15 protein-coding genes are annotated in these 19,440 nt (G+C 37.3%); 5 read left to right on the top strand and 10 right to left on the bottom strand.

Going from position 1 to position 19,440, the window contains the following annotated elements; all coding sequences use genetic code 11:
- Window positions 1–8 precede the first annotated feature (8 nt).
- From RT723_RS09010 to RT723_RS08975, 8 genes are all read right to left on the bottom strand, one after another.
- On the bottom strand, window positions 9–902 hold the full coding sequence (locus RT723_RS09010; protein ID WP_315946741.1) for an FAD:protein FMN transferase: 894 nt from the start codon (window positions 900–902) through the stop codon (window positions 9–11).
- Between the two features lie 5 nt (window positions 903–907).
- The gene (locus tag RT723_RS09005) at window positions 908–2,152 is read right to left on the bottom strand and encodes a DUF3570 domain-containing protein (RefSeq protein WP_315946740.1); all 1,245 of its coding nucleotides are present in this window, start codon (window positions 2,150–2,152) and stop codon (window positions 908–910) included.
- On the bottom strand, window positions 2,143–2,367 hold the full coding sequence (locus RT723_RS09000; RefSeq protein ID WP_315946739.1) for a DUF4266 domain-containing protein: 225 nt from the start codon (window positions 2,365–2,367) through the stop codon (window positions 2,143–2,145). Before RT723_RS09000 ends, RT723_RS09005 begins: the two co-directional genes overlap by 10 nt.
- 9 nt (window positions 2,368–2,376) lie before the next feature.
- Window positions 2,377–2,877, bottom strand: a complete 501-nt coding sequence (locus tag RT723_RS08995; protein ID WP_315946738.1) for a TlpA disulfide reductase family protein — start codon at window positions 2,875–2,877, stop codon at window positions 2,377–2,379.
- Window positions 2,878–3,053: 176 nt separating this feature from the next.
- On the bottom strand, window positions 3,054–3,434 hold the full coding sequence (locus tag RT723_RS08990) for a rhodanese-like domain-containing protein (protein WP_315946737.1): 381 nt from the start codon (window positions 3,432–3,434) through the stop codon (window positions 3,054–3,056).
- Window positions 3,435–3,447: 13 nt separating this feature from the next.
- A complete protein-coding gene (locus RT723_RS08985; RefSeq protein ID WP_315946736.1) occupies window positions 3,448–4,425 on the bottom strand; it encodes a cobalamin biosynthesis protein in 978 nt (325 codons plus the stop codon).
- Window positions 4,425–5,117, bottom strand: a complete 693-nt coding sequence (gene mtnN / locus RT723_RS08980) for a 5'-methylthioadenosine/S-adenosylhomocysteine nucleosidase (RefSeq protein ID WP_315946735.1) — start codon at window positions 5,115–5,117, stop codon at window positions 4,425–4,427. Before mtnN ends, RT723_RS08985 begins: the two co-directional genes overlap by 1 nt.
- A 153-nt stretch (window positions 5,118–5,270) precedes the next feature.
- Entirely contained in the window at window positions 5,271–5,879 is a 609-nt protein-coding gene (locus RT723_RS08975; protein WP_216054319.1) for a DUF2726 domain-containing protein, read from the bottom strand.
- A gap of 325 nt (window positions 5,880–6,204) precedes the next feature.
- Here RT723_RS08975 and RT723_RS08970 point away from each other — a divergent pair, with 325 nt between their 5' ends.
- The 4 genes from RT723_RS08970 (at window position 6,205) to RT723_RS08955 (ending at window position 13,511) form a co-directional block, all read left to right on the top strand.
- On the top strand, window positions 6,205–8,469 hold the full coding sequence (locus tag RT723_RS08970; RefSeq protein WP_315946734.1) for a hypothetical protein: 2,265 nt from the start codon (window positions 6,205–6,207) through the stop codon (window positions 8,467–8,469).
- On the top strand, window positions 8,429–10,075 hold the full coding sequence (locus tag RT723_RS08965; RefSeq protein WP_315946733.1) for a hypothetical protein: 1,647 nt from the start codon (window positions 8,429–8,431) through the stop codon (window positions 10,073–10,075). Before RT723_RS08970 ends, RT723_RS08965 begins: the two co-directional genes overlap by 41 nt.
- Before the next feature lie 94 nt (window positions 10,076–10,169).
- On the top strand, window positions 10,170–11,096 hold the full coding sequence (locus RT723_RS08960) for a hypothetical protein (protein WP_315946732.1): 927 nt from the start codon (window positions 10,170–10,172) through the stop codon (window positions 11,094–11,096).
- Window positions 11,097–11,231: 135 nt separating this feature from the next.
- Window positions 11,232–13,511: a carboxypeptidase-like regulatory domain-containing protein gene (locus RT723_RS08955; protein ID WP_315946731.1), complete on the top strand. Its 2,280-nt coding sequence runs from the start codon at window positions 11,232–11,234 to the stop codon at window positions 13,509–13,511.
- 108 nt (window positions 13,512–13,619) lie between these two features.
- Here RT723_RS08955 and rdgC read toward each other — a convergent pair whose 3' ends face one another.
- Both rdgC and RT723_RS08945 read right to left on the bottom strand, forming a co-directional pair.
- A complete protein-coding gene (gene rdgC, locus RT723_RS08950) occupies window positions 13,620–14,525 on the bottom strand; it encodes a recombination-associated protein RdgC (RefSeq protein ID WP_315946730.1) in 906 nt (301 codons plus the stop codon).
- 97 nt (window positions 14,526–14,622) lie between these two features.
- Entirely contained in the window at window positions 14,623–16,377 is a 1,755-nt protein-coding gene (locus tag RT723_RS08945; protein WP_315946729.1) for an ATP-binding protein, read from the bottom strand.
- A gap of 612 nt (window positions 16,378–16,989) precedes the next feature.
- On the opposite strand from RT723_RS08945, the gene thrA reads away from it, so the two are divergent.
- Window positions 16,990–19,440: a bifunctional aspartate kinase/homoserine dehydrogenase I gene (gene thrA, locus RT723_RS08940; RefSeq protein WP_315946728.1), complete on the top strand. Its 2,451-nt coding sequence runs from the start codon at window positions 16,990–16,992 to the stop codon at window positions 19,438–19,440.

The following is a 19,440-nucleotide window of genomic DNA, read 5'->3' as shown; positions in this document are numbered from 1 at the left end:
AGTCACGCTTAGTCACGAAATATCCAATGTTTAATTTCATTTTCAATTAAAAATGACTCAGCATTTTCTTCCTGTAACATCGATAGTGTTGCGAGCATGCCAGCGTTTAAACAGTTTTCACTGGCGATGGTCACAGATCTTGGCGCATGTTCAATTGGCCAACCAGTTTTAACATTTAAAATATGGCCATAACGCTGGTTATTTTTTTCAAGAAAACGATTTGCATCGCCACTAGTTGCTATCCCCCCTCTGTAGAAAGAGATAACCGTAGTGGCTTTGTTTTTAAATGCAGGATGTTCTATCCCTACACGCCAAGGTTGACCGTCAGAACGAGGTTTTGTCGCTAGTAGATCGCCACCAAAGTTAACAAGAGCAGGGTGCTCAGTTAGAGCATTGATCAGGGCGCCAACTTTATCTACGGCGTATTCTTTACCAATTCCACCAAAATCAATTTCCATGTCTTTAGGTAAAGTGATTGTATTTGAGTCAAACTTAACTTGTTGCCAACCGACTAAAGGAAGTATCGATTTGACTGCTTTAGCTGAAGGTAAGTTGTCGGATTGATCAAAGTTCCATACTTTTCTAAGTACGCCCGATGTAATGTCAAACAAACCGTCACTTAGCTGATAACATTGTTCTGCAAAGGTTAACAGTGCAAAAGTCTCTTCATCTATAGCCGTTGCGATGCCATTGCTGTTATTGATCGCTGAGCAAGTACTATCGGGGTTATAACGGCTGTATTTGTCTTCTATTCGCCACACTTCTTTACTGATGATATCTGCCAAATGCTCGACTTTATTAGCTTCAATGCCATCAAAAATAACCTCGCATGGACTTGCCATTGCGTTAAAAGTAACGCTATGGTTTTGTCCATTTGAGTGAATAGAAAATTTTCTGTTCATGGTAGTTAAAATGAATAGTTCATTTGTAGAACAACTGCTTCAACACTAGGGTTAAGATCAAGATCGGCCAAAATGCCTGGTTGCTCAAATCCTGGGTTGGTTGGTGTTTGTTGGAAAAACTCGAGTCTGAAAGACAACTCTTGATCATTGTCCAAAGGGATGCCGTATTTAATACCTAGGGTTAATCCTGTCATTTCACCTATACGATAGTCAGCACTTTGGTATTTTGCTGTCTCTCCTTGCAGAGCAAAAGGACGATAGAATTTAGCAGCATCTTGCATGTAATATCTGACATGAGGTTCAATATAACTGTCTTGAAACATCATTCTATATTTGACATCAAAGGTATTTGATTTGATGTCCCAATCATCCCACATGTAACGATGTGAAAAATCGATAACCGAATCAGTGAAGTGATATTTAGCTTGCCAATATACACTTTGTTTTACCCGTGTGTCAGGTCTATTTTCATACAAGTTCTCTAACACCATGCCATTATTATCAACCACACTAACTACTTTAAATGGGTCAGTGAGATAACCATCGGCTTTTGAATATGAATAATTAAATTGCATTATCATGCGTCGGTTAATCACTTGTGTTAGGCCTATGAGTATGTCGGTGGTGACTTTGTCATCACTATCTCCTAGTCTATTTGGCTCTGTTCCAGCAGGTAACATCGGAGCAAAAGGTACAGGCAAACCACCATTAGGCTTGATAGTGTCATTTGAATAGGATAATCCTAATGAAACCGTGGTGTTTTTTTGATTGAAGTACCTGGCAATATTGCCATTTACACCAAATGAAAAGTAATCATATTCATTAGATACATGAACACCGGCACTGGCCAAATAATTTTCATTAAGAGGTTGAGTCCATTGGGCATTAAACTGAGCTCGCGTATCTTTGAACGTATCATCAAGGGGCGTTTCTCCCGCTTTAATGTCATAAGAGCCATTACCTGAAGGTCGAGTGAAGGTTTGAATTTCATTCTGTGGCACTGCCCCCGTTGCTGATGCACCGGTTAGAGTGTCATAAGTAAGCTTTAAATTAAGAAAGTGCTCATCTTCAAACTCTTTAGTCGCGGAGATGATACCTTCAATTGCGGTTACTCTGTCGGTTTCACCATAATACATAAGTGCAGTATCAAATGACCAAGGTGTATCATCTTGAGCATGAACGTTAGTGCCGAGTAGCGCACAAGTAGCAGCGGTTAATACACGCTTAATATTTTTATCATTTAATTGCATCCGCAACCTCCACCGGCAAAACTACGACCGCCACTTGATGCTTCTTTAGAAAAATAGATATGATCATCTAAAGCGGCATCAATTGGAGATGTGGTTAGCGCCATTTCTTTTTTTGCTAATAAATCTCTTTCCCATGGCTGCACACCCAGTGATGAGCAAGCAGACAATGTGATAAGGGCAAGTGTAACGGCGATATATTTTCTGTAATTGTTCATCGAATTCTCCTACTTATCAGATACGTATGTAGTATTTTCAAATATTAAACTGGCCAGTTCTTTTTCATACTCAAGCATTTTGTTAGTAAAAAATCCGGTGTGGGCTTTTACAATATTGCCAGATTTATCAATGATGAAACTACTAGGCATGCCTTTAAGCTTAAACTCTTTGGCTAACTCACCATTGGGATCAAATACCACGGGGAAATTAATCGGATTGTCTATTAAAAAAGTGTCTGCTAATGATTTGTCCGCATCTACGTTTATACTGATTACGGTGAAACCATCTTGTTTATATTTTGTTTGCATCTGCGCCATCCAAGGAAAAGACTTGCGGCAGGGCACACACCAAGAGGCCCAGAAATCAAGATATATTACCTTTCCAGCATGTTGGTTGAGCTCTGCAGTTAATGTTTCTTTTGCTGTAGGGGTTGCTAATGCAGTAAAAGTCAAAGAAATAAAGAATAAATAACTTAGAGTTAATGTGAGTGATTTGTTGAAGTACTTCATAGAATTAGCCTATTTAAAGAATCTATTGAGTAATATAGATAGAGTTTCTTAAGATAGGCTTAAATAGTTAATTATTATTAGATAAAAATGTGTGGAGCAGTGATAAGAGATTAATTAACGGCGGATAAAATAACCTCTTATCTAATTGAATAAGAGGTTATTTTGTGGGGATACTTTTAATTGGTGACAGTTAATGGATGTTTATTTTCGACCCAATTTAACATATCGCCTTGTAAGTGAATTAAGTTGGTAACGCCATTTTGCATTAACATTTTTTCTGCTTTCCATGCTCTTTTACCACTTCGGCAATGCACTACAATAGGTTTATCGAAAGATTTCAACTGGTCTAATTCATCTAACACAGCATAGTGGGGGATGTTGATAGCACCGTCTATATGACCTTGATTAAATTCATCTTCCGAACGCACATCCAAAATGACATAGTTGTCTTTTTGTTGTAATAGCTCATTTGCAGTGATTAGTTTATTAGTACCGTCATAACCTGCAATTGCAAAGGTTGTGAATAGAGACAGAAGAGTGATTAAGAATGATTTCATGTTATGTCCATTATTAAATTACATTAGTTAACACTAATGTAGAGATAGTCACAATATTAAACAAGATAAAGCTTAGCCTAAATCTATTATTCCACTTTAAAAGTTCCCCAATGGCTGAAGGAAATAGGGGGGCGCCTTGGTTGATTCGTGGTCGTGTTAGCTTTTGTTGATTTAACATTAATGGGCCTGCTAATTCAGATTTACACCCTGCGGAAACAATGCTTAACCATACTAATTGATTAAAGGATGATGTTTGAGATTGCTGCCATTGGTGTTTGTTAGTACTAACATAACGTGACCAAAAAGGACTTGATTTAAAAACCGAATATATTGGGGCTATTAATAACGTAGGCAAAAACTCAAACCCATTTTTAATACTAAATACAGCTTGCCCAAAATGTTTGAATTTAGGGTTTTTAGGTTGCCATACCGTATAAGCCTCTAATAACGCTCGATATAAAATAGCGATAAAACCATTGAAGATGATAAATATTATTACTGGCATCAACCAATAAGAAACAAAACGTTTAATTACACTTTCTAGGGTGAGTTTATTAATGCCCAGTTCACTTAATCTATCCACATCAAATTCAGTGATGTGCGACAAAATAGTTTTCGCTGCGGATTTTTGTTTTTGACTAATACAAGTTTGAATTGCACTTGCCTGATTTGCGACGGTTTGATACCCCAACGCAAAATACAAGAGTATGGCTTGTGTCCACACATCATTAGTAACGGCAAACAGAATTGAACCAACTATGGTTGCAATTAAAAACAAATAGGTACCTAACGCTAACCAGCCAGCCAATAATTGTTGTTTGGTCGTGCCTGATTGCGCCACTTTATTGGATATGGCGCTAGCTAAAACATTGAAGGTAAATGCCGGGGTGAATTTGGTCGACAGCGGAAATATCCATTCCCAAATTAAAACCAGAGTTAATGCAATTAATTCTGGGTAAATTGATACAACCGAGTCGATAAATTCAATCATTAAAGTTGGCTTAAAATATCCAACATTAATGCCGATGAGTTTTTCGATGCCACTTCTAAGTATGCATCAAAGCTCATTGGTGATTCTTGACCTGCAATATCAGATAAAGAACGGATCACTAAAAAAGGTGTTTTTAATTGATGACAAGTTTGCGCTATAGCAGCCCCTTCCATTTCAACCGCTAACATAGTCGGGAAACGTTCACGAGTCTGGTTAATACGTTCAGGATCACACATAAAACTATCACCCGTTGCGATTAAACCAACTTTACTGGTAATGCCATCAAGGTTGTTGATGCATTGTTGTGCTACGGCAATTAGCGTTTCATCGGCTTTAAATGTGGCAGGCATTCCAGGGACTTGACCAAATGCATAATCAAATGCAGTTACATCAACGTCATGATGAACGAGTTCATTGCCCACCGCGATGTCACCCACTTTCAACGCTGGATCAAAGCCGCCAGCAGAGCCGGTATTGATAACATATTTAGGTGAGAATCGTTCAATCACTAATGCGGTTGCAATGGTAGAGGCTACTTTACCTATGCCTGATTGCACAAGTACTACATCTTGGTTGTTCAATTTGCCAGAGTAGAAAACAAAATCGGCGATTTTAGTTTCAACACGGTTGTTCATTTTGTCTTTTAAAATGGCAACTTCTTGTTCCATTGCACCTATGATAGCGATAGTCATGTTAGACCTTATATTAGATTCTTAATTCAAAAATTTGACACAGTATAAAATAATCTTGTTTGAAAGCTAACTCATTTATCTAAAATCTACTGGATCAAAAAAGGAGGCAAAGCCTCCTATTGTGTCAAACGTTAATTTGTCGCAATCATTACGTTATGATGCTTTTGCGAATACAGGTGCTGCCAATTGAGCTTTTATTTGTGAAGAAGACAGTGCACCCACTGGACGTCTAGGGATATTGCCTTTGATAATTGGTTCAGGTGGTGTTGAACGTTCTTTTTTACCAATCTTGTACATGATGCCATTTCTAATTTCTTCTATTTGATATCCGGCTTTTACTTTTATTCTAATATGAGGAATACCAGCAGCTTCTAGCGCACCATTGACAAACCAATCCTGTTTAGATTTATGACCACCTTTGTTGTGATTAACTAAATCAACAGCAGCAATGATTCGGAATGTATTTGGGTCACACAAAACGTAATCGATATATTTTGAAGACGTTTTCATTAATGCAGAGCGTTTAGCTTTGCCGGTTACCGAATCTTTCAGGTCAATGATATCGTTTAATTTTACACGGTTAACAATTTTAAAATCATTACCAACCGCTTTCTCTAGTAGTGCTAAAAAACCACGTTCAATGCTGGTTAATAATTGTGTTTTCTTTTTAAAGGGATAAGGGTTGCTATTGTCCATAAAGTGACTAGCCACAAGTGAAACGGTAATAATTAACAGCACTAATAAAACTAACGCCCATTCCATATAAATCTCCAATAAATCGTTGCGGTATATTCTGATGTTTGGATATAGCAGGAACAATGCCAATATAATTTGACACTGGATTTATTCGTTGTCCCTATTTTTCTGGTCAGATGAGGTGGTTGTGATAAATCATTGATTTACATTAAATAAAAATTAAATTCTAAACCAATAAATGTCTATTAATTGGAGAATAATAGGCTAGAATAAAGCAGTAACTATAATTAAAAACAATTATAATAAATTAATGTTCTAGGAGATATCATGAGTATTACATCGTTATTAAAGTTATTAGCTTTAAGCAGCGTACTCGCTTTAACAGCTTGTGGTGGGGGGCGGAGACGACGCACCTGATGATGGTGGTATAACCCAACCCTCAGATAGAGACGGTGATGGAGTTGCCGATTCAGAAGATGCTTTTCCTGACGATAGTTCAGAAACAATGGATTCAGATGGGGACGGCGTTGGTGATAACGCTGACTTTGCGCCTAATGATAGTTCAATCCAAACGGATCCAAATACAGGTGGAGAAGGAGAAGGAGAAGGCAATGTTTTATCATTTAATCTTTCTGGTGCCGTTTCTGTTGTAACAACTGAAAATCCTGCGACACAAACTTCAGGCGATGGTAATAGCGTTGGCGGCATTGTAAGTGCGATGTCAAAAGATGGACGTAAATTAAATACCTTTGTTTTCCACGACTCGCCTAAAAAAGGTAAAAAACTTTCTAAACTAGAAAGAACTAAAAATATCCAAGCTGCCGGCTACTCTGCTCAAGCAGCAGCAAAATTAGCTGACGATACAACGTCTAATTTCTTTGTTATTGATGAAAACGGTGATTTACAGTTTGCTGCTGAATCAGATTATAACTTGAACGTTTCTTATTCTGTTGTTTGGGAAGAAGTTACTGTGACACCTCGTGACGAAAGTGATCCATTTTCAGAGGACGAAGTTGAAGTAACGCCTTGGTTATTTTTTGCTTTAGCACAAGAGGATATATGGAATAGCCATGAATTCATTAAAGCGACGGAAGGCTGTGCAATATTTAAAGTGAATGTTGATACTGCCGAGTGGACATGTGTTGAAGCCGGTTACGTCGCTGCTAGTATTAACGATGATTACCGTAAAACGTTAAGTGATCAAAAACGTAAGCCATTACAGATAGATGCGAATGGTAATGTTTATTTCATCGCTAAGAAAATGGACGAAGTTGATACCGATGGTGATGGTGTGAACGACTCGTTTGAATTTAATCAAACTTTCTGGGAATCACAAAGCTTACGTAAAGTTTCGCCAGATGGAACCAGTCAAAATTTAACGCCTGATAACTTTTTTGTGTCCTCGTTTATGTCATTACCTAATGACACTATCACTTACACATATTATGACCAATTAGCTAACGGACAATACAGTCTGAATTTAGTAAAAAATGCTTCTAATACAAACCCTGAAACATTCACGTTAGAAGATAGTCTACCTTGGGGGCAATTCTTTTATGCTAAAGATGATGCAAACACAGTTATCTATTCAGACTCGAACGGTTGGGATGCAGGAATTAAGTTTATACAACCAAGAGTAGAAGGGCCAGGGCGTTACATTCTTGAATTAGAAACGAAAATATTTTCTGATAATGATTGGAATGTTTCACCAAAGCGCATCATCTTAGGTGATGACGGCTCTATGTACGGTTTATTTATCGAAGAACGTTATTTAAATGACCGCACACTATTTATCGCAAAATTAAAACGTATGTTGCCATACAGTGGCGCGACCTATGCGGAGTTTATAGTTGGTGATGATTGGGACTCATACTGGAATTTCTTTGATAATGGTCAACGTGATTTACAAGTAGCTAAAGGTTTTGCATATTATATTGAAGACAGAGAACACCCAGATTTTGGTGTTCGTTCGGTTATACGTGCTGTCCGTTTAGTTGATGGTAAACGTGTTGATATACTTGAAGATGACGATTGGTTACAACGTTACGATATCTATAATTGGAAAGTATCAGGAGATAAAATTTTATTTACTGGTTTTGACAAAAATACAAGTACATCAATTTCTGGTCGTATTGATACGTTATCAATGAAACGTGGTGAAACAGAAGCTGAGTTCTTAGAAATTACTCAAACATCTTCAGTGTTAGGTGACTCAAATAAAATTGATGATATTGAAGTGTTACGTGGTAGCTCAACAGGTGTTTTCACAGGTAATAACCCTAAAGTTATTAACTACTTTACAGATCAAGAGAATTTATATTCGGCCTCTGTTGAATTTAGTAAATATATGGATACCAACTCTGTTAATTCTGGCACTTCAGTATATGCCGTAACAAAAGATGAAGAAGGCAATGAAGTTAAAGAAGAAGTAGCGTTAAGCCTAAATATTTGGCTAAACCGTACCATGCATATGATATTTGATACAGACAGAACCACTATTGATGATGCAACAGGTAATATTAATGTCTCAACCGATCCATTAACGACCGCCTCAAGTTATGAAATTAACATTGATGGCGAAGCCGTTGATATTGAAGGTTTCCAATTATTATCTGGTGAGTCTGATCTCGAATTGGTCGTGGACTACAAGACCTAGTGAAGGTTGGTATACAGGTTTTGCCGGTGCGGTTGCTGGAATTACGGACGGCCAAGTTGGTAAGTTTGGTGTTGACGAACTTAACCCTTGGCATTCAAGTAGTGAAACAACATTAGCGAATGTAGGTTATCCGTTAAATCATAAAGTTGAATATTCAGTTCCTAGCTCTAGCAAATTTAAAGTGGAAATGTTTTTAAGAGATTCACATCAAATTAATTGGAGCAATGTTGATTCTAATCCAGAAGATTCAGATGGAAATTTTTGGACTTGGAATGATGGTTTTGAATTAACGGCTGATAAATCTTATGCATTAAAATGGCAATGGTCTAATAACACGGTGTGGCGTGCGGCTTGGAATCAAGATAAAGAAGTAAGAGTTGCCCAACCAATTATCACGGATATTGATGGTGATTCAGTAGACGATGGTTACTTCTTAGATGAAGCAGAAGAAAACAAAGTACGTTATGTTCGAATCCCATATCACCATGTTGATGTTGACGGTAATGTGTATTCTGATCGTTGGGAAACCAATAGTGATGGTGAAAATACACTATACAGACGTAATCTAGGTATGGACCCTTTAAATCCAGATGAAGATGGTGAAGTGTTAACAGAAGTGGCTGATTATTATGTTGATCAAGACACTGGAACTCGCTATTACTGGGATTTTGGAGATTGGCGTGATGAAGACGGAAATACTCCTGAGTGGAATACCCAAGATATGTTGTACGTACCTTGGGGTTGGGAAAACTCAGCTAATGAGCGTGTTGAAGTTCAATTTGATTGGAGAAATAGCTATTGGGTAAATGAAGCCGACATAGACGCTGATATTCCAAACTTTAATAATACGTTATATCAAAACGGCTATTACTCTTCAGATTTGAATTCAGATGACTATACGGACTTAACTGGTTTGTGCCAATTTGATGGCCCACTAGATAATGATAGTTGTACCAATATGAGTGCTGCTGGTAATGAAGCGGGTGAAAACTATGGCTTCAACGATGGCGATTGGGAGTGGTCTCCAATATTCAAATTGTCTGATTTTGAAGAAAATACAGATTCAAATCGTTGGTTCCTATTTGCAAGCCATGGTGGTGGATTAAATTGGACGACTGATAACTTAGATATATACAGCCTTAGCGAACAACCAGATTGGTTCTACCATGACTGGGACAATGCAATACGCCAAGGTGAAGGTTGGTCACAACGTGAATGGGTTCGTTATGAATGGACATTTGTAACCGATACTAATGACACTGACAATTTGGATGATGACGTTACCACGGCAACTCTGAACGTATTTAACTCAGATGACGAATCTATTTTGACCTTGTCAAAAGAGTTATTCTTAGATGTTAGAGAAGCTAGTTGGCAGTTCTGGGCTGATGAAGAGGACGCTGAAACTAAAGGTTTCACACTTGATTTACGTTTAGCTGAAGGTAATGTTCAAATAGATAATATCAAAGTCACTGACATGTCAGGTGAAGACGATGAAGTTCTATTGGAAGAAACATTCGACTCTGGTGCTAATATTTTTAATACAGCTAGTGCAGCGGCTGAAACTCCGGCTGAGTCACTAAGTAAAAAAGCAATACGTAAATAATACATTTACGTTAATTAACAAAGCCACTTAGTCTTATTTTTCTAAGTGGCTTTTTTGTTTACAGTTAAAACTTTTATTCTAAGTGGAAAAATTTATGTCTTACAAAGCTAAGTTACTTTTCAATAGCCTCCTTGTTTTTGCATCGATATCTCACGTACATGCCAGTGACGAACCTGTGAATGTTGACTCTGTTGGCAGTTACTCTTATTTTTCATTTGGTATGGAATCCGTCAGTTATGAAGAGCGTTTAAAAGATAGCGTGAGTGCATTTGGACGAGAAATACCTTTTAGTATTGTCACCGATGGCCAAGTATCCAGCCCGACAATTCGTACCGGTGGTTTGTATCATGTGACGGATACTTTTGATTTCTCAATGGACTCAAGTGCAACTTTTGCACCGACAGCGGATGATGAAATTTGGATTATGAATATTGACTTACCGGAAATGAATATCTCTGGAACAAATGATGTTCAAAAAAATGATTTCACTTTCACAGATGCCACCACAACAGGACTGATCCAATTTAAATATACTGAGCATTTAAGGTTTGCTGCAGGCGCTGAGTTTGCCATGCACACATTTAAGCGCTCAAATATTACATCTCTTTCCCAATTAGTTACCGTCGATGCAAGTTACACAGAAGAGGTAGTGGCCAATATAAACTTATTAACAGGCTTAGTTTATGAAAGTGGTGCTTTGGTTAATTCTGAAAACATGTTTTCTGCTAAAGCCTTAATTGGTTTACCGGTTTGGACAGATGTCCTTAACTCCGTAAATTCAGATGTTAGTTTTAATGAAACTGGAGGCTACAATTTTTTAACGGAAGCTCGTTACACTTTCAAGTTTAAAAAAGGCTTTAATTTAGGTTTCTTTGCTACTTATCGATTAACCGAACGTGAGTTGCAAACTAAAACTTTAGTGACTGATATGGATGGTAGCGATATTAAACGTAAGGTGAGTATACCCGCTGCGACTACCAGCGCTTTTGCTTTAGGTTTATCTGTTGCTTGGGATCTTTAATCGTAGATTATCCACCCTTGAGTTAAACTATGAAAATATTAGGTTTATTGGTAGTTCAGTCATAATGTCCGCTATCAACATTAGTTGTTATCAAGCTAAATTAAGGTCAACTAAGCTCAAATATCTGAGGGTATTATGACAATTTACAAACACTTACTAATCGTAGGTTTTATTTTATTAACCTTGCAGGGGTGTAAGGATACTGCCAAGAAAATATTTGGTTTTGACGACCAATTCCCAGTCAAGGAATTGGTCGCCTATAAAGTTTTGCTCAATAATAAAGATGTTATCAAAGAACAAACCGCCTGGACTATCCAAGCTGATATTAAACAGACCACAGCCAATGCTGCCGAACTGCAAGTTTTCTGGGGGATTATTGATGCTCCGGTTGGCTTTGATATGCCACTTTCATTTACACAAGTAAATGAACAAGGCCAAGCATTATTAAATTTTGTCACGCCTGATGTTGATGAAGATACACAGGTGACGTTACAAATGTCGGTTTCTTTTGATAACGGCAGAGAGCTAGAAACGATATCCAAAGAAGTGGATTTGTTAATTCAAGTAAATAAACAGTTAATCATTTCTGGTTCTGTCACCGACGAACCTATCCCCAACGCTTTAGTCACGGTTGTTATAGGTCATTTAGAATTTCAAACAACCGCTGATAACCAAGGGAATTACACTTTAGAAGTTGAGTTTCCAGAAGACGACTTAATGGTCGTCGTCACTGCAGAAGGCTCTGACGACTTCGACTCTGTGTTATTTAAGTCGTACTTGGGCGATGGAGAAAGCCTGCTAAGCTCAGCGGGTATTGATGGCGTATTAACAGCTGATGAAAATAATAACCTAACGGTATCAAATGTTACGACAGCTAAGTATGTGATCATAAATAATCAGCTAGTTGAAGAAGAGGGATTATTAAACCAAGCTCAACTTGATGATATGAATAAACAATTAGATTTTAACGACGTATTAGAAATTGCCGCTCTGATCAAAGCCATAGTGGACAATAATATGGAATTACCTGAGGGGATTACTAACACCTTACAGCTTGTTCAAGATAAACAATTAACTGCGCAGTTTATAGCCGACATAAGCTCTGAAAACCCTGTTGTTATTAATGAATTAATTAATGACATTATTTATGACCCAACACTTACACCTGCAGATCCCCATTTTAGTTTTACTAACAAATTTTACCTTGTTAAGTCTGATGAGTATCAAAGTGCAATCAGCGATGTGTTCGATATAAAAGATGATGGAGAGGGGAGCTGGATGACGTCTAGTGGAACCTTTGTTATCACTTGGACATTAACGGATGGTGTTCTTTCAATAGCAGCACAAGACGATGAAGGGGCATTTATTGAAACGTATTGCACAAGCGAAAACAATATCACAAGTTGTTACGATAAATATTATTCATCGGCGAAAGTGAAAAAGTTACCAACAAGTGATTCAGTCGTGCAATTGTACGTTGATTACAGCTATAAATTGGTAAATACAGAATCTTCAGAAATCACATATTTACAACAGTTTAATACATTTAATGCCCTGTCAGATGAAGATGTAATTCCTTTTGATGATAAAGAGTTGATGGATTCTCAGTGGGTTATTTCTGTATTAGATGAAAGCGTTGTTAATTCAAACTTAATGTTCGCTGCTTTGCCTATTGAATCTGTTTATGCCACATTCAAAGACGATGGTACCGGTTTTTATCATCAACTAATTGATGGTGGTGAAGTAAAATTTAATTGGACCATTACCTTTGGTATATTAGCGATTGAAGTTGTAGCAAACGATAATCCAACGGTAAATTCCACAAATCACTTGATGACTTATGCCCAAATCAACAACTTACAAGGCGTAAGGCAAACTAACTTATTAATAAATGCACCTGAATTGGTTAATGTTAATCCTAAAATGAAAACGAGTACATCAGGTATGCTTACCACTGTATCGTTACGTGTAGATATGGCGGCAGTCAATGTTGCCTTTGATGTAAATTCTTTCGAATTAGATGGGCAATATGGGTTATTAACAAAAGCCTACCAATCCCCAATGGAGTTTTTACAATTCTCTACTGATAAATTGGGGGGGCAATACCGTCACCTTGATAGCAATACAGTTGAAGTGATCCCGTTTGAATGGAATGAAACCGAACTAGGTATAATCACTACGAGTTATTATTCTGAGGCTGACGACGCTAATGTTAGTAAATGTGATGGTATTGAAGGGACATGTTACATGACGCAGCAACGCGATGTTGAGATAGTCGATAAGGCGGGTAACATATATACGATCAGAAGTTTGGTTACGGACTTCACTTTTAAAGAGGGGATAACGGAGGTTGAGGGGCGCTCTTCCAACATCGCGTTATTAGAATATTTTAACAACTCAGAGCTGAATAATTAGGTTGAAACTCAAACTAATTAAAATGTCTAAAAACCGTCCCTAATATGTATTACCCTAATAATAAACAAACCAGCTCATCAGAGCTGGTTTTTGTTAAAAATTAAGGTTTTAGTTTTCTTCAGGGTTAGTCCAAGTGGTGGCTAACTCTTCAATTAACTCATTCAATTCACCGGTCATTAATGCAAAATCAGCATCAAATTTAGCAAGGTGATCGTCACTAGCAAAGTCATCATTTTGCTCTTTAACTATGTCTAAGAACTTAACTTGTTTTAATGCGGCATCTTCATTTAAGTTGAACTTAATTTTTTCAGCCCAAACCAAAGCTAATTTATGGACGTATTTACCATTTGTTATATGTAACTGAACTTCTTCTTCAGTCACATCATGATTTTTTAATTTTGCCGCAGCCGCTTCTTCATCCAACGCTTTTAGCTCTATATCGTTCGCAAACGTGAATGGCGACGGTAAATCGTTGTTCTTAACCCAATGTGTCATAGTCACAATTAAATCGCCGTCAGGCTTGTGAGGAAGGATTGGCAATGAACCTAAAGATTGACGTAAAAACGCTAATAAGTTTTCTGCTTTGTTTGCACTACTGGTGTTTACAACAATGATTTGTTTTTCAGTATTGATATAAGCATACAAACGACTGCTTTTAGTAAACGCCTTTGGTAATAGTTGTTGAACAATCTCTTCTTTAAGAGTTTGTTTTTCTTTTTTACCCACTTTTTGGCCACGTTCATTTTGTAATAGTTGAACTTTCTCTTCCAATGCGTCTTTAACAACCGAACTTGGTAAAACCTTTTCTTCTGTTTTTAAACACACAAGGGCATTCTTGCCAGCTACATGAACCATATTACTGGTGCCTGGAATAGCGGAAACCCAACCTTGTTTTAATTGATCTTGGCTACCACAAGGACGAAACAGATGTTCATTAAGTGATGATTCTAACTCTTCATTTGGCGTGTCAAATGGCTTGGTGAATTGATAAATAAAGGCGTTGTTAAACCACATATGTTTTTCTTATTCCATAATCTAGAGGCGCAAGATAATAACAAACAAATACAAAAAAGGCTGCATCAATTGCAGCCTAATTAGTTTGTTCTTTAAATTACGAAATTGAAGGATCTTTTTTAACTTTTGGTAATTCTAAGCGGTATGTTAAACCTTTTTCTAATTCACTTTCCGCTTCAATTTCACCGTCTAAAGTTTGTTTCACTAAGTTGTAAGCGATATTAGTGCCTAAACCTGAGCCACCTTGTTCGCGTTTAGTTGTATAAAATGGGTCGAATAGACGATTGAGTTGTTCTTTACTAATGCCATTACCATTATCTTTGTATTCAATTTTAACTGTGTCTCCGCAATCTTTGATTACAATGTCTATTTGCCCATTTTCTCTACCATCAAAACCGTGGATAACACTGTTTAATAAGAAGTTAGTGAATATTTGTGAAATGGCACCGGCTGGCACTTTCATTATGATGTCATCTGGACAATCGATATTTATTTCGTGTGCAGATTTCTTTAATTTGGGTTTTAAAGAGGTAATGATCTCATTCAGGTATTCTTTTAAATTAATGGTTCTAATAGCTTCACTGGCTTGGTCTACCGCTATTTGTTTAAAACTAGCAATTAACTCACTGGCTCTATTTAAATTATTATTTAACAATTCTATGCTTTGATTGCCTTCATCAATGAAGTTTTTCATATCATTGGCACTTAGCGATTTATCATGGAATTTTTTGTCAAGTTCACTTAATCGATCTGAGAGGTAACTGGTGGCGGTCACACCAACGCCAATAGGGGTATTTACGTCGTGGGTAATACCAGCCACTAAACCACCTAACGCCGCTAATTTTTCTGACTCAACCAATTTGCCATGAGCCATGCCTAACGTTTCAATGGTGTGTTCTAACTCAGTGGTTTGGTGTAATAATTTAGACTCAGTACCACGCCTTGTTTCTATTTCTTCTTTTAAGGTTTTTTGTTGAGTTTCTAATTGGTATTTTTGTTTTTGCAGATCCATCATAGCTTGGCTTAAGTTAGCTGTTTTCTTAGCTACTTCTTGTTCTAACATTAAGTTTTGTTGATCGAGTCTGTCGTTGGTTTTCACTAACTGTTTTTGCGCGTGTTTTAATTCGGTTTGAGAGCTAGACACTTTTGCCATCAAATCATTAAAGGAATGTTTAATTACGGTTAGTTCATTTTCTTCTTCTTGATCTATTTGAATTTGAGCATCATCAATATTTTCCATATCGATTTTTTCAATTTTCTCGGTTAATTCACCTAAAGGTTTGGTGAGGTACTTTTTAAAGGCAATGGAGAACAAAACAACTAAACAAATGGTTTTAATAATCGCACTGGCGATTAAAAATAAAATACTGAGCATTATCCGGCTAATAACAATTTCTCGGCTTGAGAATAGAGTCACATCACCAACTTGTGTTGTTCGTCCGGAGAATTCAAAAATAAGCGGGAAGGTATAACCAAATAAGCCATCTTTACCAGAAATGACCGCACCTACTTCACTCAATTCCGTACCTTGGAAGTCAGTGAAATTTGCAATACCACCCATCTGAGTGAGAAGTTCTCGATTATCATCACGAATTAATACGCCCTCGACCATAGGGATCTCTAACAAACCTTCAGATATAGAAACAACTTGTGGAGTGTTAAGTTCCCAAATAGCCCTAGTTAAACTTGCACTAAAGGTTTTTTCTAAGTTACGTAATTCGTGACTGATGTAATCTTTTGTATTGGAGTAATCGGCATAAATCTGCGCGCAGGTAACGACAAAGGTTAATATAAAATAAACTGATAAAACGCTCACTAACAGGCGTCTGGATATACTTTTGCTTGGCTGCATTCCGATGATATTCCTACATTAACTTTAGTTATTTTGACATCTAACTCTAATAATAAAAGTTAATGCCTGAGCATAATTACTAATTTATACTAATTACTTTAAATTTGCTCAATAGGTTTTAGTAATTAGTTAATCTTAAGCGCTTTTTCACAAAACGAATGGCTTAACGGTTCATTTATACCAATATACTTCACTTAAGACAAAACCATTATGCAAAACTAATAAAAGAAATGTCTATTTAACCTTTTATTAGGGATCTGAAGTGTCGTTATTATTTAAAGTATAAATACAATTCAGGTACTTATGATGAATCGATTATAGACGCTAACGTTTTTTCTGACTAGTTGTCAAAAATCTTATCGACAGGCGATTAATAAACCGAGAACAGGTCATATATTAGCAAATTGCACCGTTTGCAATTATAAGTGTCGTAAAAAGCACTTGACTTTTTACTCTAATAATTCGATTTTACACATATGCAAAAGCACACATTTGACACCATCATTATTATCAACACCACCCTAACTGGGTAGTGTAGTCACTGGTGCGCACAATACTTGCAGAGCCCGTGATTAATATCACGGGTTTTTGTTTAATAAAAGGAAAGTAGTTATGAAAGTTGTTAAATTTGGTGGTAGCTCGTTAGCCGATCATGAACGTTTTGCCACAGTGGCAAATATTATTGCGGGACAAGCTCAAACCTCTATTACAACAGCGGTACTTTCAGCTCCAAAAGGTGTAACCAACCAGCTTGTGGATTTGTGTGATATCGCAGAGTCTGGTGCCGAGTTCAAAGCAAGTTTAGACGGTTTAAAATCAAATCTAGAGCAAATTACCAAGGCTTCTAAGTGTGAGTCTGAACAGCAGTTACTCTCACAAATTGAACAACTTATTGCCGAACTAAATAGTAAGTTGACCGGTGTACAGTTATTAAATCATTGTCCTGCTCACGTAAAAGCCTTTGTCATCAGTCGTGGTGAAGTATTTAGTGTATTACTTATGCAACAAGTATTTAACGCTATGGGAGTAAGCTCTCAGGTTTTAGAGCCAACTAAATCTATCATTAGCAGCGATGACTATTTAAATGGTGTGGCGAATATCGAACTCAGTCGTGCCGCTATCATGAATGAAATGCAAAGTGGAAAAGAAGTTTACTTGTTACCTGGTTTCACTGCTGCCAATGAAGATGGTCAATTAACAACGTTAGGTCGAAATGGCAGTGATTACTCAGCAGCTATCGTTGCAGCTTGTTTGCATGCCGACATCTGTGAAATATGGACAGACGTTGACGGTGTATATAGTGCGGACCCAAGACAAGTAAAAGACGCCACTTTAGTTGATAAGTTATCTTATTCAGAAGCAATGGAATTATCTTACTTTGGTGCCAGTGTTTTACATCCAAAAACCATTGGTCCATTAGCCCACTATAAAATTCCATGTGTGATCAAAAACACATTAAACCCAAGTGCGAAAGGCACTGTTATCGCAACTGAAGCAAATAACACAACACCAATTAAAGCTATCTCTAGTTTAAACGATGTATGTATGTTGACGGTATTTGGCCCTGGCATGAAAGGGGTGGTTGGCATGGCAAGCCGTACCTTCAAAGCAATGGCGGATAAAGAAATTTCTGTGGTACTGATCACACAATCATCGTCAGAATTTAGCATTAGTTTCTGTATTTTTGCAGAACATAAAAAAGAAGCAATCGCGGCGTTATATAACGAATTTGAGTTAGAAATAAAAAATGGTTTATTGGATAAACCAAAAGTTAATGATGAAGTGGCTATCGTTTCACTTATTGGTGAAGGCATGCGTCAACATAAAGGCATTGCTGCAAAATTCTTTACATCGTTAGCACAAGCGAGAGTAAACATATTAGCCATAGCGCAAGACAGCACAGAGAGTTCAATCTCGTCAGTTGTTGAACGTCGTAAATGTGAAGATGCAATTAAAGTTTGCCACGAAAACTTTTTCACAAAAATACCTTCAATTGATTTGTTTGTATTGGGTTGTGGTGTTGTTGGTGGTGAATTGATAAAACAAATCAAACGTCAACAACAATGGCTGAAAGATCGTAACATCCGATTAAACGTTTATGGCATAGCCAACAGTCGTAAATTGTTATTAAACCAAGATGGTATTGATTTAGAAAACTATGAAGAATTACTACAGCAAGCTGAACCTGCGTTTAGTTTGTTAAACATCAAACGTTTTGTCCAAGACAATCATTTGGTAAATCCAGTATTGGTTGACTGTACCTCTTCGGAAGGCGTTGCCAGTCAATATGTTGAGTTTTTAGCGGCCGGTTTCCACATCGTCACACCAAACAAAAAAGCCAACACTGGTAGCATGGCGTATTACTCAGAATTAAGAGAAACAGCACAATCAACAATGCGTCGTTTCTTATACGAAACAACGGTTGGTGCTGGCTTGCCAGTTATAGACACTCTACAAGGGTTGTTTAATGCTGGTGATGAATTAGTGGCGTTTGAAGGTATTTTGTCTGGATCATTGTCGTATATCTTTGGCAAATTAGATGAAGGTCAAACTTTGTCTCAAGCAACCATTGAAGCAAAAGAATTGGGTTACACCGAACCAGATCCTCGTGATGACTTAAGTGGTATGGATGTCGCGCGTAAGTTACTTATCATGGCTCGTGAGTCAGGGATGGAATTAGAATTATCTGATATTGAAATTGAATCTGTATTAGGCGATGACTTTGACGCGTCAGGTTCGGTTGAAGAGTTTTTGGCACGTTTACCTGAATTAGACCCTACTTTTGAAGCGCTAAACGAAAATGCTAAATCTAACGGTGAAGTACTACGTTATGTGGGTGAAATCAAAGAAGGTAAGTGTAAGGTTAAGGTTGTATCTGTAGGACCTGATAATGCACTACATGCTGTTAAAAATGGCGAAAATGCATTAGCAATACACAGTGCGTATTACCAACCAATTCCAATTGTATTACGTGGTTATGGTGCTGGTGCTGCAGTAACCGCTGCCGGTGTATTTGGTGATGTAATGAGAACATTAAGCTGGCAACAAGAGGTGATGTTGTAG

The sequence above is a fragment of the Psychrosphaera aquimarina genome (assembly GCF_032461525.1).
Taxonomy (GTDB): Bacteria; Pseudomonadota; Gammaproteobacteria; order Enterobacterales; family Alteromonadaceae; genus Psychrosphaera; species Psychrosphaera aquimarina.
The sequence above is the reverse complement of the archived record's forward strand: the minus strand, read 5'-3'. Positions and strand labels throughout refer to the sequence as shown.

Excerpts from the sequence above, each read along its gene's own strand:
- mtnN (WP_315946735.1), bottom strand. The coding sequence starts at position 5,117 with ATGACTATCGCTATCATAGGTGCAATGGAACAAGAAGTTGCCATTTTA.
- RT723_RS09005 (WP_315946740.1), bottom strand. The coding sequence starts at position 2,152 with ATGCAATTAAATGATAAAAATATTAAGCGTGTATTAACCGCTGCTACT.
- RT723_RS08960 (WP_315946732.1), top strand. The coding sequence starts at position 10,170 with ATGTCTTACAAAGCTAAGTTACTTTTCAATAGCCTCCTTGTTTTTGCA.
- RT723_RS08990 (WP_315946737.1), bottom strand. The coding sequence starts at position 3,434 with ATGAAATCATTCTTAATCACTCTTCTGTCTCTATTCACAACCTTTGCA.
- RT723_RS09010 (WP_315946741.1), bottom strand. The coding sequence starts at position 902 with ATGAACAGAAAATTTTCTATTCACTCAAATGGACAAAACCATAGCGTT.
- RT723_RS09000 (WP_315946739.1), bottom strand. The coding sequence starts at position 2,367 with ATGAACAATTACAGAAAATATATCGCCGTTACACTTGCCCTTATCACA.
- RT723_RS08945 (WP_315946729.1), bottom strand. The coding sequence starts at position 16,377 with ATGCAGCCAAGCAAAAGTATATCCAGACGCCTGTTAGTGAGCGTTTTA.
- rdgC (WP_315946730.1), bottom strand. The coding sequence starts at position 14,525 with ATGTGGTTTAACAACGCCTTTATTTATCAATTCACCAAGCCATTTGAC.
- thrA (WP_315946728.1), top strand. The coding sequence starts at position 16,990 with ATGAAAGTTGTTAAATTTGGTGGTAGCTCGTTAGCCGATCATGAACGT.
- RT723_RS08995 (WP_315946738.1), bottom strand. The coding sequence starts at position 2,877 with ATGAAGTACTTCAACAAATCACTCACATTAACTCTAAGTTATTTATTC.
- RT723_RS08975 (WP_216054319.1), bottom strand. The coding sequence starts at position 5,879 with ATGGAATGGGCGTTAGTTTTATTAGTGCTGTTAATTATTACCGTTTCA.
- RT723_RS08985 (WP_315946736.1), bottom strand. The coding sequence starts at position 4,425 with ATGATTGAATTTATCGACTCGGTTGTATCAATTTACCCAGAATTAATT.
- RT723_RS08955 (WP_315946731.1), top strand. The coding sequence starts at position 11,232 with ATGACAATTTACAAACACTTACTAATCGTAGGTTTTATTTTATTAACC.